General features: G+C 51.5%; 10 protein-coding genes and 1 rRNA gene. 9 read left to right on the forward strand and 2 right to left on the reverse strand.

The annotated features are described in order from the left end of the window. Positions 1-168 precede the first annotated feature (168 nt). Both VFA_RS18265 and VFA_RS18270 read left to right on the forward strand, forming a co-directional pair. Positions 169-1,350, forward strand: a complete 1,182-nt coding sequence (locus VFA_RS18265) for a 3-phenylpropionate MFS transporter (RefSeq protein WP_004728338.1) — start codon at positions 169-171, stop codon at positions 1,348-1,350. A gap of 112 nt (positions 1,351-1,462) precedes the next feature. Beyond that, entirely contained in the window at positions 1,463-4,894 is a 3,432-nt protein-coding gene (locus tag VFA_RS18270) for a hybrid sensor histidine kinase/response regulator (RefSeq protein ID WP_004728339.1), read from the forward strand. A gap of 48 nt (positions 4,895-4,942) precedes the next feature. On the opposite strand, the gene gppA is transcribed toward VFA_RS18270, so the two are convergent. Together gppA and rhlB are read right to left on the reverse strand one after the other, a co-directional pair. After that, a complete protein-coding gene (gene gppA / locus VFA_RS18275) occupies positions 4,943-6,436 on the reverse strand; it encodes a guanosine-5'-triphosphate,3'-diphosphate diphosphatase (RefSeq protein ID WP_004728340.1) in 1,494 nt (497 codons plus the stop codon). A gap of 7 nt (positions 6,437-6,443) precedes the next feature. Continuing rightward, on the reverse strand, positions 6,444-7,751 hold the full coding sequence (rhlB, locus tag VFA_RS18280; protein ID WP_004728343.1) for an ATP-dependent RNA helicase RhlB: 1,308 nt from the start codon (positions 7,749-7,751) through the stop codon (positions 6,444-6,446). A gap of 111 nt (positions 7,752-7,862) precedes the next feature. Between rhlB and trxA the strand changes: the two genes are divergently transcribed. The 7 genes from trxA to VFA_RS18315 all read left to right on the forward strand — a co-directional run bounded on the left by trxA (position 7,863) and on the right by VFA_RS18315 (position 15,739). Continuing rightward, positions 7,863-8,189: a thioredoxin TrxA gene (gene trxA / locus VFA_RS18285; RefSeq protein WP_004728344.1), complete on the forward strand. Its 327-nt coding sequence runs from the start codon at positions 7,863-7,865 to the stop codon at positions 8,187-8,189. A gap of 197 nt (positions 8,190-8,386) precedes the next feature. Next, positions 8,387-9,646 carry a transcription termination factor Rho gene (gene rho, locus VFA_RS18290; RefSeq protein ID WP_038152528.1) on the forward strand — a complete coding sequence of 420 codons (1,260 nt, stop codon included), beginning with the start codon at positions 8,387-8,389 and terminating at the stop codon, positions 9,644-9,646. A gap of 102 nt (positions 9,647-9,748) precedes the next feature. Next, a complete protein-coding gene (locus VFA_RS18295; protein ID WP_038152530.1) occupies positions 9,749-10,738 on the forward strand; it encodes a hypothetical protein in 990 nt (329 codons plus the stop codon). 92 nt (positions 10,739-10,830) lie between these two features. Further along, positions 10,831-12,684, forward strand: coding sequence for a 4-hydroxy-3-polyprenylbenzoate decarboxylase (gene ubiD, locus VFA_RS18300; RefSeq protein WP_004728348.1), 1,854 nt, complete (start codon positions 10,831-10,833; stop codon positions 12,682-12,684). Beyond that, positions 12,681-12,950, forward strand: coding sequence for a 2Fe-2S iron-sulfur cluster-binding protein (locus VFA_RS18305; protein ID WP_004728349.1), 270 nt, complete (start codon positions 12,681-12,683; stop codon positions 12,948-12,950). The genes ubiD and VFA_RS18305 overlap by 4 nt, the downstream gene beginning before the upstream one ends. Positions 12,951-12,965: 15 nt before the next feature. Then, a complete protein-coding gene (fre, locus tag VFA_RS18310) occupies positions 12,966-13,679 on the forward strand; it encodes an NAD(P)H-flavin reductase (protein WP_004728350.1) in 714 nt (237 codons plus the stop codon). 507 nt (positions 13,680-14,186) lie between these two features. After that, positions 14,187-15,739, forward strand: a 16S ribosomal RNA gene (locus tag VFA_RS18315). The last annotated feature ends 68 nt before the right edge of the window (positions 15,740-15,807 follow it).

Below are 15,807 nucleotides of genomic sequence, written 5' to 3' on the forward strand. Positions count from 1 at the left end.
GTGACAAATTTCTTTCGCGCCTCCAGACGACTTTGGTCTAATGGCGGCGCGCTCAACGGGATGCATGCGAATATGGAAACTTTGTGTTGCGCAAAGCCCCCTTTTTAAACCAAGGAACTCATTGCATAATACCCGCGTTTTTTTGACGGTTTCATTGTAGGATCACAAATGCTAAACCCTTCTCCTTTTGGCTGGATCTCCCAGTATTTCATCGGTTTCTTCTTTGCCTACGGTGTGTATTTGCCGTTTTGGTCGCTGTGGTTTGCGGATCAAGGCGTCTCAGCAACGGACATTGGTTTGTTGGTGGGCATTGGTTTTGCCACGCGTTGTGTGGCTAATATCGTGATTACGCCGCGTGTGCACAAAGCCGAGCATCTGTTGCCGGCCTTGCGCTGGCTGACCCTCGCCGGGCTATTGTTTGTTGCGTTTCACTTCTTTACCGGCGGCAGTTTCTGGCTGATGGCGTTAGCGACCATTCTATTTAACCTCTGCTGTGGTCCCATCATTCCGCTGTCAGATGCGACGGCCAACTATTACGCCAAGCGCAACATGCTTGATTATGGTCGTGCGCGTTTGTGGGGCTCGGTCGCCTTCATTGGCGGCTCGACCGTGGTGGGATTTCTTGTCGCGCAGTACGGCGCGAGCATGATTCTCTACACTGCACTGTTTGGCCTGCTGGTGTGCTGGCTTATCAGCTTGCGAAATACCAAGCCGATGCCGGTGACTGAGCACTATGAAGCGGCAGAACGCTTGAAACTGACGGCCTTACTGCGTGAATGGCCAGTGGTGAAATTTCTGCTGTTGATGGCGCTGATTCAGGGTAGCCATGCCGCGTACTACAGCTTTAGCTCGATTTATTGGAAAGAATCCGGCCACTCGGAAGATGTGATCGGCTATTTGTGGAGTTTGGGGGTCGTGGCTGAAGTGCTGGTGTTTGCACTGAGCAAACGTCTGTTCTCCGGTTGGAGCCTGCGCACTCTGTTTGTTATCGCGTCACTGGGCGTGATGGCGCGTTGGGGATTGACGGCATCGACTACTGCGATTGTGGCGTTGGTGGCGATTCAACTGCTGCACGGCGTAACCTTTGCGATGTCTCACATTGCTGCAATTCAATACATTCAGCATGCGCCGCAGAATAAAATGGTGGCGTTGCAAGCGTTGTACAACGCCATTCCACTGGGCGCGGTGATTGCCTTGATGACCACATTGAGCGGTTGGGGCTATGAACATTGGGGCGCGTACGTGTTTTGGGCGATGGCGGCCATGGGTCTACTGGCGCTGTTGGTGAAAGTGGATGAGCCCGAATCGAACGTGGCTCTGCCGAAAGCGGAGCCTGAAGCACAGATTTAATGCTGCTTGATTGAGCAATCCGCTCATCCTCTGTTTAATAAAAGTCTCTTCACGGCGCCTTAGGCGAGGAAGGGACTTTTTTATTACTGCGGAGCAGCCACAAGGATAAGTCATGCAAGGATGGTTAGTGATACCGGTGTCGCTCGTGTATCTGGGCGTATTGTTTTTAATTGCTTGGTATGGCGATCGGCAGACGCGTTGGTTGGCAAAATGGCGGCCGTGGATCTACAGCTTGTCGATTGCGGTGTATTGTACGTCGTGGACCTTTTACGGCACGGTGGGACAAGCGAGCGCCAACCCGTGGTCGTTTCTACCAATTTATATTGCGCCGATTCTGGTGTTTGCCTTTGGCTGGCGCATCCTTGCACGCTTGATTCTCATCGCCAAACGCGAACACATCACATCGATTGCTGATTTTATCGGGGCGCGCTATGGCAAGTCGCAAGGCTTGGCGGTGGCGGTCACGCTGATCGCGGTTGCGGGGATTCTGCCTTACATCGCTTTGCAGCTACGCGGTATTACCATGGGGCTGAACATCGTCGCGCCGGATCTGCGTGAGCAGTTCGGCTATCAGGACGATCACGTGTCTTGGTTTGTGGTGCTGGCGTTGGCACTGTTTACCATGCTGTTTGGTACGCGGCACATTGATAATACCGAACATCATCGCGGCATGATGATGGCGATTGCGTTTGAGTCCATCGTCAAGCTGGTGGCGTTTTTGGTGGTCGGGCTGTTTATTCTGTTTCTCGCGTTGAGTCACGACAGTGTGAATTTGATGGAGACTGTGCGCGCCACCTATGAGGCACCTAATTGGCCGACGCTGTTTGTACACACGGTGCTGACGATGATTGCCATCATCTGTCTGCCACGTCAGTTTCATACCATGGTGGTGGAGAACGAACGCGCGCAGGATCTGCATACCGCGCGTTGGCTGTTCCCGATGTACCTGATTTTGATGGGGCTGTTCGTGCTGCCGATCGCTTGGGTCGGGCAAAGCCTGCTGAGTGGCACATCGCCTGATACGTTTGTCATCAGTGTGCCGATGTCGGTTGGCGCCGAAGACATCGCGTTGCTGGCTTTTCTTGGTGGCACCTCAGCCGCGTCAGGCATGGTGATTGTCTCCACTATTGCGCTGGCGATCATGGTGTCGAACGACTTGGTGATGCCTTTGCTGCTGCGTCGCATGCGTTTGTCGCAGCGCAACCATCGTCATTTCTCTGGGCTTTTGGTGATCATTCGTCGCACGCTGATTTTGTTGCTGTTACTGGGGGCGTGGGGATTTTATCTCGCCCTCGATACCATTCCGTCGCTGTCGGCGATTGGCTTCCTCTCGTTTTCGGCCATCACGCAGTTTGCTCCGGCGCTGATCGGGGGCATGTATTGGCGCGAAGGAAACCGCAAAGGGGTGTATGTGGGCCTCGCGGTGGGGTTTACGCTGTGGCTGATCACCTTGATGACCACCACCAACATGTTGGCTGGCGATGAGCAAAGCAACGTTTTGTTGTGGCTCGTCACGCCGCCGGATGTGCTGGCCAACTGGGGGCTGAAAAATTCCGACTGGGGCATGATCCTCAGTGTATCACTCAATGCGCTGTGTTATGTGCTGGTGTCGTGGGGGACGCGTTCAAGTTTAAGCGAACGGCTGCAATCGGCCGCGTTTGTCGGCACGCCGCTGCCCGAAAACGAAAACATGAGCCTGTATCAAAGCCGAGTGACAGTGGGTGAGTTGGAGATGTTGGCATCGCGCTTTGTCGGTCGCACGCGAGTACGCGCAGCGTTTACGCAGTATTGGGGCCAGCAACGCGAAATGTTGATGCCCAACCAACAAGCGCCATCGACCTTAATTCGCCACACCGAGCGGGTGCTGGCGGGGGTGTTTGGTGCCTCGTCGGCCAAGTTGGTGCTGACCTCGGCGTTGCAAGGGCGCAACATGCAGCTTGAAGAGGTGGCGACCATTGTCGATGAAGCCTCGGAGCTGTACGACTTTAGTCGCGGTCTGCTGCAAGGCGCCATCGAACACATTGGTCAAGGCATTGCTGTGGTGGACAAGCAGTTGCGTCTGGTGGCATGGAACCAGCGCTATTTGGAGCTGTTTGATTTCCCGCCGGGCTTGATTCAGGTCGGGCGACCGATTGCTGATGTGATTCGTCACAACGCCGAGCAAGGATTATGTGGCCCCGGTGAACCGGAAGATCATGTGCGCCGCCGCGTGTATCACTTGGAACAAGGAACGCGTCATACGTCTTCGCGGGTTCGCCCGGATGGCCGCGTGATTGAAGTGCAGGGCAATCCGATGCCCGGCGGCGGGTTTGTGATGAGCTTTACCGACATCACCGTGTTCCGCGATGCCGAGCAGACGCTCAAAGAAGCCAACGAGAATCTGGAAGAGCGCGTCCTTGAGCGTACTCGTGAACTAGAAAAACTCAACAAACAGTTGGTTGCCGCTACGCAGCGTTCAGAACGTGAATCGCAATCTAAATCCCGTTTTCTGGCCGCGGTCAGCCATGACTTGATGCAACCGCTCAATGCCGCGCGTCTGTTCGCGTCGTCTTTGGCGGAAGTGGCGCAAGAGGATGAAGTCAAGCGCCTGTCGCATCATATCGAAAGTGCCTTGAGTGCGGCGGAAGACTTAATTGGTGATTTGCTGGATATCTCGCGCCTCGAGTCCGGCAAGCTTGAAATCCATCCGCAGAGTTTTGCGATCAAAGATGTTCTGACCAACCTCAATGCGGAATTCAGCGCGCTGGCGCGCCAGCAAGGGGTGGATTTCAGTATGGTGCCGTCGTCATTATTTGTCCGCTCGGATCCCAAATTGCTGCGCCGCGTGGTGCAGAACTTTTTGACCAACGCGTTTCGCTACAATCCCAAAGGCAAAGTGCTGCTTGGCGTGCGTCACTTACAAGGCAAAGTGCGAATTGATGTGTGGGACAATGGCATTGGCATTGAGGAAGATAAACAGCAGGAAATTTTTGAAGAGTTTAACCGTGGGGGACAAGTGCGCTCTGACCAAGGTCTGGGACTTGGACTGGCGATCTCCAAAGGGATTGCGCATGTGCTGGGACATGAGATCGCCATGCGCTCTTGGCCGGGACGCGGCAGCGTGTTTTCGCTGACGCTGGAACAAGCACAGCCGGTGGTGCACGATGCACCGATTGTGACGACGGAGGCGGTGTCTGACCTCAGTTATTTGCGGGTGCTGTGTGTCGACAACGAAGAGGACATTTTGGTTGGCATGCGCGATCTGCTCGAACGCTGGGGGTGTGAAGTTAAAACGGCAACCGATCTCGTGAGCAGTTTGAAAGCGCTCGACAATCAGTGGATTCCGGATGTGATTCTATCGGACTATCGACTCGACAATGGCCGTACCGGGTTAGAGGTGTTGCAGCAATGCCGTTTGCGTTTGGGCGACTGTTTTGAAGGTATCATCATCAGCGCGGATCGCAGCGCAGATATTCTCGATGGCATTAAATCTAATGGTTTTGGTTTTATTGCTAAACCGGTGAAGCCCATTAAACTGCGCGCCATGCTCAATCGGGTGGGGTGAGTGGTATTTCCCGTTGGCAATAAAAAACGCCCTTGAACGGGCGTTTTTTTACAGGGTTTGAATCGTCAGTGGCCAGCCGATGTCGGTTTGGCGGTTGGCTTCCAATTCGAGCTCTGCGTGCGTGAGTGGATTTTGCGCCAGCCACGTTGCATCGAGATTGACCGTTAGTTTGTCGCCATCGGCGTGCAAGGTCACTTGCGGTTCGAGCGCCACATTGCGGCGATGGCTAAGCAGTACGGCAAGACGGAACAAGCGCAACACACGTTTGCCACTGGTGCCGGAGAGCGCATATTGCTCTGGCAGCGAGGTCAACTGCTCGCGGTAGCGGCGTGCCAGCTCTGCCAGAAAATGCTTTTGCGCGCGCGTGTAACCCGGTAATTCAAGGTGATGAAGTAGATAGGCGCTGTGCTCGCCACCTTTTTTATAATCGATCGACAGCCCGATTTCGTGCAACTGTGCCACGCTGCGCAGCAGCATTTCGGCTTGTGGTTCGGTGATCCACGCTTCGCCACCGCATTGCATCAGCAACTTACTGGCTAATGTTGCCACCTGTTCCCCGTAGGCGGTGTCAATTTGGTAACGATGTTGAATGCTGGCGATGGTGCGGGCTCGAATATCGTCCTGACGCAGACCTTCAACCATTTCGTACACCAAGCCTTCGCGCAGGGCGCCGCCAGCCAGTGTCATCGCATCGATGTCGAGTGATTCGAAAATCGCGATCAAAATGGATAAGCCGCTTGGAAATACCAGCGCACGTTCCAGCGTTAAGCCTTCAATGTCCAGTTCTTCCAAGTGATCAGCCAGCATCGCTTGCTTTTGCAGGCGTTTGAGTTTAGCCAGCGTAATCACTTCATCCATGCCTTGCGCCAACATGATTTCTTGCAGCGCTTGCACGGTGCCGCTGGCACCGACACACACATTCCACCCCAATTGCGTGTACTGTTCCAAAATCGGATTCAGCATCTGCTTGGCGGCGTGAATGGCATTGTTGAAGTTGGTGGCGTTCAACTGACGATCTTTAAAGTGGCGCTCCAACCACGTCACGCAGCCCATTTTCAGGCTGGTCAGTGCTTTGGCTTCAAACCCTTCTCCGATGATCATTTCGGTACTGGCACCACCGATATCCACCACCAGTCGGCGGCCCATGCCACCAGACGTGTGTGCGACCCCTTTGTAGATCGTGGCCGCTTCTTCTTCGCCGGAGATCACCTCAATGGGGTGACCAAGAATGGCGTTGGCTCTGGCCAGAAACACCTCGACATTCGTGGCGGTACGCAGCGTTGCGGTGCCCACAATACGAATATTCTCATCAGGAATATCTTGCAGGCGTTCGGCAAACAGGCTGAGACAATCCCAGCCTCGTTGCATCGCTTCTAAACTTAACGCATTGTGTTCATCCAAACCGGCAGCTAAACGCACTTTGCGTTTGATTTTCGCCATGGTTTGAACGCTGCCATCAATATGGCGCACAACCAACATGTGAAAGCTGTTCGACCCCAGGTCGATCGCAGCATACAGCGGTGAAGAAACGGCTTGACTCATAGACGGCTTACGAATCCTTGTTCTGACGCGGACGAGGTGCGCGCGGGCGGCGTTGAGATTTACGGTTGCCGTTGTTGCGTTGGCCGCCGGTATTGGTACGGCGTTGTTGCGATGAACGCATGGTCAGCGCTTTTGGCAGATCCGTCAGCAGAGCGGATGGGTCATATTCAGATGTCGGGATTGCATGTTCGATGTACTCTTCGATGCCCGGCAGGTTGATCGCGTACTCTTCACACGCAAAGCTGATCGAATGACCGCTGGCACCAGCACGACCGGTTCGGCCGATACGGTGAACGTAGTCTTCACAATCGTCTGGCAAATCGTAGTTAAACACGTGCGTAACCTGAGGAATGTGCAGGCCGCGCGCGGCTACGTCGGTGGCAACCAATACGTCTAGCTCACCTTTGGTAAATTGCTCAAGAATGCGTTCACGTTTTTTCTGCGGCACGTCACCGTTCAGTAGACCCACGCGGTGACCATCGGCAGCCAAGTGGCCCCAGATTTGCTCACAACGGTGCTTGGTGTTGGCAAAGACGATCGCGCGATCCGGCCATTCTTCTTCAAGCAGCGTTTGCAGCAATGCCATCTTGTGTTCGTTCGATGGGTAGAACAGCTCTTCTTTAATACGGTGACCGGTTTTTTGGGTTGGCTCGACCACCACGTGCTCAGGATTGTGCATGTGTTCGAACGCCAGCTCTTGCACGCGGTAAGACAGCGTTGCTGAGAACAGCATGTTGAGACGGTCTTTCGGCTCCGGCATACGACGGAACAAGAAGCGGATGTCTTTAATAAAGCCAAGATCGAACATGCGGTCGGCTTCATCCAGCACCACAGCTTGAATGTTGTTGAGGTTAAAGACGCGCTGTTTGTAGAAATCGATAATGCGTCCAGTTGTGCCGATCAGCACATCCACGCCGTCTTGCAGTTTTGCCAACTGTTTGTCGTAGCTCTCACCGCCGTAGGCAAGGGCTGCTTTAATACCGGTGCTGGCAATCAGAGGCTCGGCATCGTTATAGATTTGAATCGCCAATTCACGGGTCGGAGCCATAATGATCGCACGAGGTTGCGTTGGCTGACGACCTTCAATTTCTGGCGTAGTCAATAAATGGTGGAAAGTAGCAGTAAGAAACGCGAGCGTTTTACCAGTCCCCGTTTGGGCCTGGCCTGCGATGTCTTGGCCGGTGAGCAGTACCGGCAACGCCAAGGCTTGGATAGGGGTGCAGTATTCGAACCCTTTTTTCTCCAATCCTTCAACAACTTGCGGATGTAAACCGAAGTCGGCGAACTTTTGCTCTGTGATATGCGTCTTTTTCATAGGTATAGAATATCAGCTTAGGCTTGCAATACGGAAGTAAATACATTCCAATAGAGCATCTATTTACTGGTTAGTATGCAACCAGTTCAGAAAAACACATTGGAGTGGAAGATGAGTGATAAAATTTTGCAGCTTTCTGATGAAGGTTTTGAGAACGATGTGATCAAAGCTGCAGGCCCAGTTCTTGTTGATTTTTGGGCAGAATGGTGTGGTCCTTGTAAAATGATTGCGCCAATTCTTGATGAAATCGCAGACGAGTACGAAGGCAAACTCACTATCGGTAAACTGAATATCGACCACAATGCGGGAACCCCGCCTAAGTTTGGTATTCGTGGCATTCCAACGCTTCTTCTGTTTAAAGATGGTAGCGTTGCAGCAACCAAAGTTGGTGCGCTATCTAAGACTCAACTGAAAGAATTCTTAGACGCGAACCTATAAGGGAACGCCTTGAAACCGTACATAGCAATATGTGCGGTTTTGTTTTTGGTAAAAAACATTTTCTAGACTAGGCTAATATTTAGTGCTAGTTTATCGCACGTTAATTAGACAAATGTTCACTTCTTGGTCAATCCTGCGACCAAATCCATCTTAACTAGAAAACAGATCCTATTTTGACTAAACAAGTATCCACCACAATGAATCTAACAGAATTGAAGAACAGACCTGTGTCTGATCTTGTGAAGCTTGGTGAGAGCCTGGGCCTTGAAAACCTTGCGCGTCTGAGAAAACAAGACATTATCTTCTCCATCCTCAAAGCACATGCGAAAAGTGGTGAAGACATATTTGGTGACGGGGTCTTGGAAATTCTTCAAGACGGTTTTGGTTTCCTACGCAGTGCAGACAGTTCATACTTGGCCGGTCCTGACGACATCTACGTGTCACCGAGCCAAATTCGTCGCTTTAACCTGCGCACGGGTGACTCGATTGCCGGGAAAATCCGTCCGCCTAAAGAAGGTGAACGTTACTTTGCACTGTTAAAAGTGAACACAGTTAACGACGACAAACCTGACAACGCCCGCAACAAAATCCTTTTCGAAAACTTAACGCCTCTACATGCTAACGAACGTATGGTGATGGAACGTGGTAATGGCTCGACAGAAGACATTACAGCGCGAGTTCTCGATCTGGCAGCACCAATTGGTAAAGGTCAGCGTGGTCTGATCGTTGCTCCGCCAAAAGCGGGTAAAACCATGCTGCTGCAAAACATTGCCCAAAGCATTGCCAGCAATCACCCAGAATGTGTCCTGATGGTTCTTCTGATCGACGAACGTCCAGAAGAAGTGACCGAGATGCAACGTTTGGTGAAAGGTGAAGTGGTTGCTTCAACTTTCGATGAGCCAGCATCACGTCACGTACAAGTGGCAGAAATGGTGATTGAGAAAGCAAAACGTCTGGTTGAACACAAGAAAGACGTCGTGATTCTGCTGGATTCGATCACCCGTTTGGCGCGTGCATACAACACCGTTGTGCCTTCATCAGGTAAAGTATTGACTGGTGGTGTGGATGCAAACGCATTGCATCGTCCAAAACGTTTCTTCGGTGCGGCGCGTAATGTTGAGGAAGGCGGTAGCCTAACCATTATCGCTACTGCGCTGGTGGATACCGGTTCGAAGATGGACGAAGTGATCTACGAAGAGTTCAAAGGTACAGGTAACATGGAACTGCACTTGAACCGTAAGATTGCTGAAAAACGTGTTTTCCCTGCGATCGATTTCAACCGCAGTGGTACGCGTCGTGAAGAGTTGTTGACGAAGACCGACGAGCTTCAGAAGATGTGGATTCTGCGTAAGATTGTTCACCCAATGGGCGAGACCGACGCGATGGAATTCCTCATCGATAAATTGGCGATGACCAAAACCAACGACGAATTCTTTGACGCCATGCGTCGTCAGTAAGAGTTCAACGAATAAAAAAACACCACCCATTGGGTGGTGTTTTTGTTTGCATTCTCGCCACGAACCGCCCACAATGGCTAAGAATGTTAACAGGAGGTTAATATGCAACACGGAATGTTGTTTACACTTCTCCTCTCTCTTTCACTCTGGGTGGTGCCCGTGTCGGCGGTAGAAATGGTGCCGACAGCGCGTCAACAATTGTTGTACGATCATCAGTTGCAACAAAAAGTGGCGGAACTGGTCGAAATGGCCGTGAAAGACGATACCGATGCGTTAAGCTTTGCCTTGCAACGGCTGGCTTTGCCACAGCAGGAAGCCGTGCGCTATCTGTTGCTGCAACATCTCGAGCAAAGTCGACTGATTTTGTCCCCCCGGATGGTGAATTTCGTCGACGCTCAGCGCCATGTCGCACCGGTGTATCAAGTGCTGGAAAAAGGCGAAGGCTATGAATTTTCTGTCCCGGCGTTTGATTATCCGGGGATTGCGAATCGCTTGATTAAACGCTGGAATCAAGATCAGAGCGTACTCGACTTTGTGTTGAAAGCCGAGCGCTACGAACTGAACTTGCGTCAATGGTTGTCGGGCAATGAACATCAAGTGCAAGCGCGAGAAGCGCTATTGATGCGCGAATTCAACAGCCTTTCTCCAGAGGCCGTCAAAGCGTTAACCGATCAACTGACGCAGGCTGCAGTCACCAGTTGGTTACCTTCTTCTGCGGTGATGGTACGCATGGCGCAAGTCAGTGAAGATCCTCAAGTGTATAAGTTGTTGTGGCTCATGCGCGCCGACTTCCATGTCGAACAAGAGTTGGATCGTCTGGCAAAGCAGGGGGATACGTTTGCCTTGCAACAAATCATGGCGGCCGTCGATAACCCTCGTTTGAAAACGAAAGCGCTCAAAGAACTGACACGCACCAAACCGATGACTGATGAGGTGAAAACGTTTCTGGTCGATCGACTCGGAAATTCGGACGAGGCACCGATCGTCGCCCAAGCGCTGGCCGATCAGGGGTACCAGTCGTGGTTGAAAGAAATTCTGCTCAACAATCGGCAAGTGAAAAGCCATGCCATTTTGCAGGTCCTCACACAATAAGCGCGTGTCATTCAAGCAAAACCGCAAAAGAGGAACCGAGAGTTCCTCTTTTTGTTATACTGCGCGCAGATTAATCAATGAGCAGAAGCCCTATGAGTTTTAAGGATTTACGCGATTTTCTTGATCATCTGGACAAGCATGGTCAGCTGAAACGCATTACTCACCCGATCGACCCACATTATGAAATGACGGAGATTAGCGACCGTACGTTACGCGCGGGCGGCCCTGCTTTGTTGTTTGAAAATCCGATTGGATCTGAGATTCCGGTATTGACTAACTTGTTTGGTACACCTGAACGTGTCGCCATGGGCATGGGGCGTGAACAGGTTCAAGACTTGCGTGAGGTCGGCAAATTATTGGCTTACCTGAAAGAGCCCGAGCCACCGCGCGGTTTTAAAGATGCAATCGACAAACTGCCGGTATTTAAGCAAGTTCTCAACATGCCAGCGAAGCGACTACGCCGCGCGCCGTGCCAAGATATCGTGTGGCAAGGCGACGCTGTCGATCTCGATAAAGTGCCTGTGATGAGCTGCTGGCCGGACGATGTCGCCCCACTATTAACTTGGGGATTGACCGTGACGCGTGGCCCCAATAAGAAACGCCAAAACTTAGGGATCTACCGCCAGCAAAAAATTGGCAAGAATAAAATCATCATGCGTTGGTTGGCGCATCGTGGTGGTGCACTTGATTTCCGTGACTGGATGGAAACGCATCCGGGCGAACCTTTCCCAGTTTCTGTTGCGTTTGGCGCTGATCCAGCCACCATTTTGGGGGCAGTGACGCCGGTGCCGGACACGTTGTCAGAATACGCCTTTGCTGGGTTGCTGCGTGGCAGTAAAACCGAAGTGGTCAAGTCCATCAGCAATGATTTGGAAGTCCCCGCCAGTGCTGAAATTGTGTTGGAAGGGTACATCGACCCGAACGAGTACGCAGATGAAGGGCCGTATGGCGATCACACCGGCTACTACAATGAAGTCGAACGCCATCATGTGTTTACCGTGACGCATGTGACGATGCGCAATCAACCGATTTATCACAGCACATACACTGGGCGTCCGCCTGATGAACCGGCGGTGCTCGGTGTAGCACTCAATGAAGTCTTTGTCCCGATTTTGCAAAAGCAATTTCCCGAAATTACTGATTTCTATCTGCCGCCCGAAGGGTGTTCCTATCGAATGGCGGTTGTGACCATGAAGAAACAATATCCCGGGCACGCGAAGCGCGTCATGATGGGGGTGTGGTCGTTCCTGCGTCAGTTCATGTACACCAAATACGTGATTGTGTGCGATGAATCCGTCAATGCTCGCGATTGGAACAATGTTATTGCGGCCATGACGGAGCACATGGAGCCGATGCGCGATACCTTGATGATTGAACATACGCCTATTGATTCGCTGGACTTCGCTTCGCCAGTGGCCGGGCTGGGCTCAAAAATGGGCATGGATGCAACCCGCAAATGGCCAGCAGAGCTGGCGATGTCGGATGCTGAACAAGAGTGCGCGCATGTCGCGATCACTGACGCTGAGATTGACGCGTTTAAATTGCAGCAACCACTGGTGCGTGAGGTGTATCTACCTTGTGCCGCGAATAACCGTTTTGCATTGATTGACATAAACAAAACACAAGTCGGTGAAACGCAAGCGGTGATGGCGTCAGTATTGGCCTTCCTCGAACCGTATGCTGATGTGAAATTTGTGGTGCTGTGTGACGGTGATGTCAATATCCGCGACTGGCATGACATTATCTGGGCCATCACTACCCGAATGGATCCGGCCCGTGATACTGTGCGTATACCTGCTCAAAACGGACAAGTGTCAAAACTTGTTCTGGATGCCACCAACAAGCTTGAAAGTGAAGTCCAACGAGAGTGGGGGACGCCGATTAAGAAAAATCCTCAACTGGTCGCGAAAATCGATGCGATTTGGGACGAGTTAAGTATTCTATGATTTACACTGTGCGTTTGCTTCCGAGCAATATTCAGTTTGAAGTCGAAGAAGGGCAAACGGTGCTGGATGCTGCGCTCAACCAGCAGATTTCATTTCCTCATCGTTGCCAGGTCGGTGCGTGTGCCGCGTGCCTGTGCCGCAAAGTCGAAGGTAAGGTCAGTTACCAGCTTGAACCTATGCTCACAGAGAAAGAGCAAGCTCAAGGATGGATCTTTCCCTGCCAAGCCTTCGCAGAAAGTCATTTAGTACTTACTTTTGAAGAGTAAGTAAGAAGGAAGCTCATGACCATTAATTGTAAAGTAAAGTCCATTCAGCCATTAGCCAGCAATACATTTCAGATCCTGCTGCAACCGGAACAGCCGGTTGCCTTTAAAGCCGGTCAGTATCTGATGGTCGTAATGGGCGAAAAAGATAAACGTCCTTTTTCCATTGCCAGTAGTCCATGCCGCCATGAAGGCGAGTTGGAGCTGCACATCGGTGCGGCGGAACACAACGCTTACGCACTGGAAGTGGTACAGGCTATGCGCCAAGCGCTCGAGCAGGGCAGCAATATCATCATCGATGCACCGCATGGTGATGCATGGGTACAAGAAGACAGCGAACGTTCGTTATTATTGATTGCTGGTGGGACGGGCTTCAGTTATGTCCGCTCAATTCTGGATCATTGCGTGGCTCAACAGATGCCTCATGCTATTTATCTCTACTGGGGTGGACGTGATGAAGACCAACTGTATGCAAAAGCAGAGTTGGAGGCTATTTCTGCCCAAAATGAGAATATCCACTTTATTCCCGTGGTAGAAAATGCCAGTGAGCGCTGGACCGGTAAAGTGGGGAATGTACTTCAGGCGATTGACCAAGATTTCGATTCACTGGCAGATTTCGATATTTATATCGCGGGCCGTTTTGAAATGGCGGGCGCTGCACGTGAACTATTTACGCAGAAGAAACAAGCGAGTAGAGAACGAATGTTCGCAGATGCGTACGCTTTTATCTAATGTATAAATCGTAGTAAATCAGCCAAAGAGGGCAAAAATGCCCTCTTTTTAGTCTTTTTGTTGCTTTATTCATCGAACGGTCTTTTTTTTAAAGTTTTTTTAAAAAAGCGCTTGCGCTGTTTTAAATCCTCCCTATAATGCCGCCTCACTGACACGGCAGACGCCACAAGGCTTCAGCGGTTGTCATCGAGGTGAAAGCTTCTAAAAAAGAAAATTGAAAAAAGTGTTTGACACGCTCAGTTATCTCGCTAGAATGCACCTCCGCTTTGAGAAGAAAGTTTCGAAAAAGCAACGCTCTTTAACAATATAAACCTATCAATCTGTGTGGGCACTCGTTGATGATAATCGAAGATGATTCTAAAGAATCAATTTAGGTATCAATGAACTGAGTGACCAATCGATACTTCGGTATCGGCACAGTCAATTCATTATCGTTCTGTTGGAACGATAATAGCTTTGAATTACTAAGGTAATTTGAAGTCAGTATTCATTGAGCCACAAAATCTTAAATTGAAGAGTTTGATCATGGCTCAGATTGAACGCTGGCGGCAGGCCTAACACATGCAAGTCGAGCGGCAGCGACAACATTGAACCTTCGGGGGATTTGTTGGGCGGCGAGCGGCGGACGGGTGAGTAATGCCTGGGAAATTGCCCTGATGTGGGGGATAACCATTGGAAACGATGGCTAATACCGCATGATAGCTTCGGCTCAAAGAGGGGGACCTTCGGGCCTCTCGCGTCAGGATATGCCCAGGTGGGATTAGCTAGTTGGTGAGGTAAGGGCTCACCAAGGCGACGATCCCTAGCTGGTCTGAGAGGATGATCAGCCACACTGGAACTGAGACACGGTCCAGACTCCTACGGGAGGCAGCAGTGGGGAATATTGCACAATGGGCGCAAGCCTGATGCAGCCATGCCGCGTGTATGAAGAAGGCCTTCGGGTTGTAAAGTACTTTCAGCAGTGAGGAAGGGGGTATCGTTAATAGCGGTATTCTTTGACGTTAGCTGCAGAAGAAGCACCGGCTAACTCCGTGCCAGCAGCCGCGGTAATACGGAGGGTGCGAGCGTTAATCGGAATTACTGGGCGTAAAGCGCATGCAGGTGGTTTGTTAAGTCAGATGTGAAAGCCCGGGGCTCAACCTCGGAATTGCATTTGAAACTGGCAGGCTAGAGTACTGTAGAGGGGGGTAGAATTTCAGGTGTAGCGGTGAAATGCGTAGAGATCTGAAGGAATACCGGTGGCGAAGGCGGCCCCCTGGACAGATACTGACACTCAGATGCGAAAGCGTGGGGAGCAAACAGGATTAGATACCCTGGTAGTCCACGCCGTAAACGATGTCTACTTGGAGGTTGTGGCCTTGAGCCGTGGCTTTCGGAGCTAACGCGTTAAGTAGACCGCCTGGGGAGTACGGTCGCAAGATTAAAACTCAAATGAATTGACGGGGGCCCGCACAAGCGGTGGAGCATGTGGTTTAATTCGATGCAACGCGAAGAACCTTACCTACTCTTGACATCCAGAGAACTTAGCAGAGATGCTTTGGTGCCTTCGGGAACTCTGAGACAGGTGCTGCATGGCTGTCGTCAGCTCGTGTTGTGAAATGTTGGGTTAAGTCCCGCAACGAGCGCAACCCTTATCCTTGTTTGCCAGCGAGTAATGTCGGGAACTCCAGGGAGACTGCCGGTGATAAACCGGAGGAAGGTGGGGACGACGTCAAGTCATCATGGCCCTTACGAGTAGGGCTACACACGTGCTACAATGGCGCATACAGAGGGCAGCCAACTTGCGAAAGTGAGCGAATCCCAAAAAGTGCGTCGTAGTCCGGATTGGAGTCTGCAACTCGACTCCATGAAGTCGGAATCGCTAGTAATCGTGGATCAGAATGCCACGGTGAATACGTTCCCGGGCCTTGTACACACCGCCCGTCACACCATGGGAGTGGGCTGCAAAAGAAGCAGGTAGTTTAACCTTCGGGAGGACGCTTGCCACTTTGTGGTTCATGACTGGGGTGAAGTCGTAACAAGGTAGCGCTAGGGGAACCTGGCGCTGGATCACCTCCTTATACGAATGATTATTGCGATGAGTGTTCACACAGATTGATACGGTTTAGATGTGAAGAGTATCTTAGTG

This window comes from Vibrio furnissii CIP 102972, from assembly GCF_000176175.1.
Classification (GTDB): domain Bacteria; phylum Pseudomonadota; class Gammaproteobacteria; order Enterobacterales; family Vibrionaceae; genus Vibrio; species Vibrio furnissii.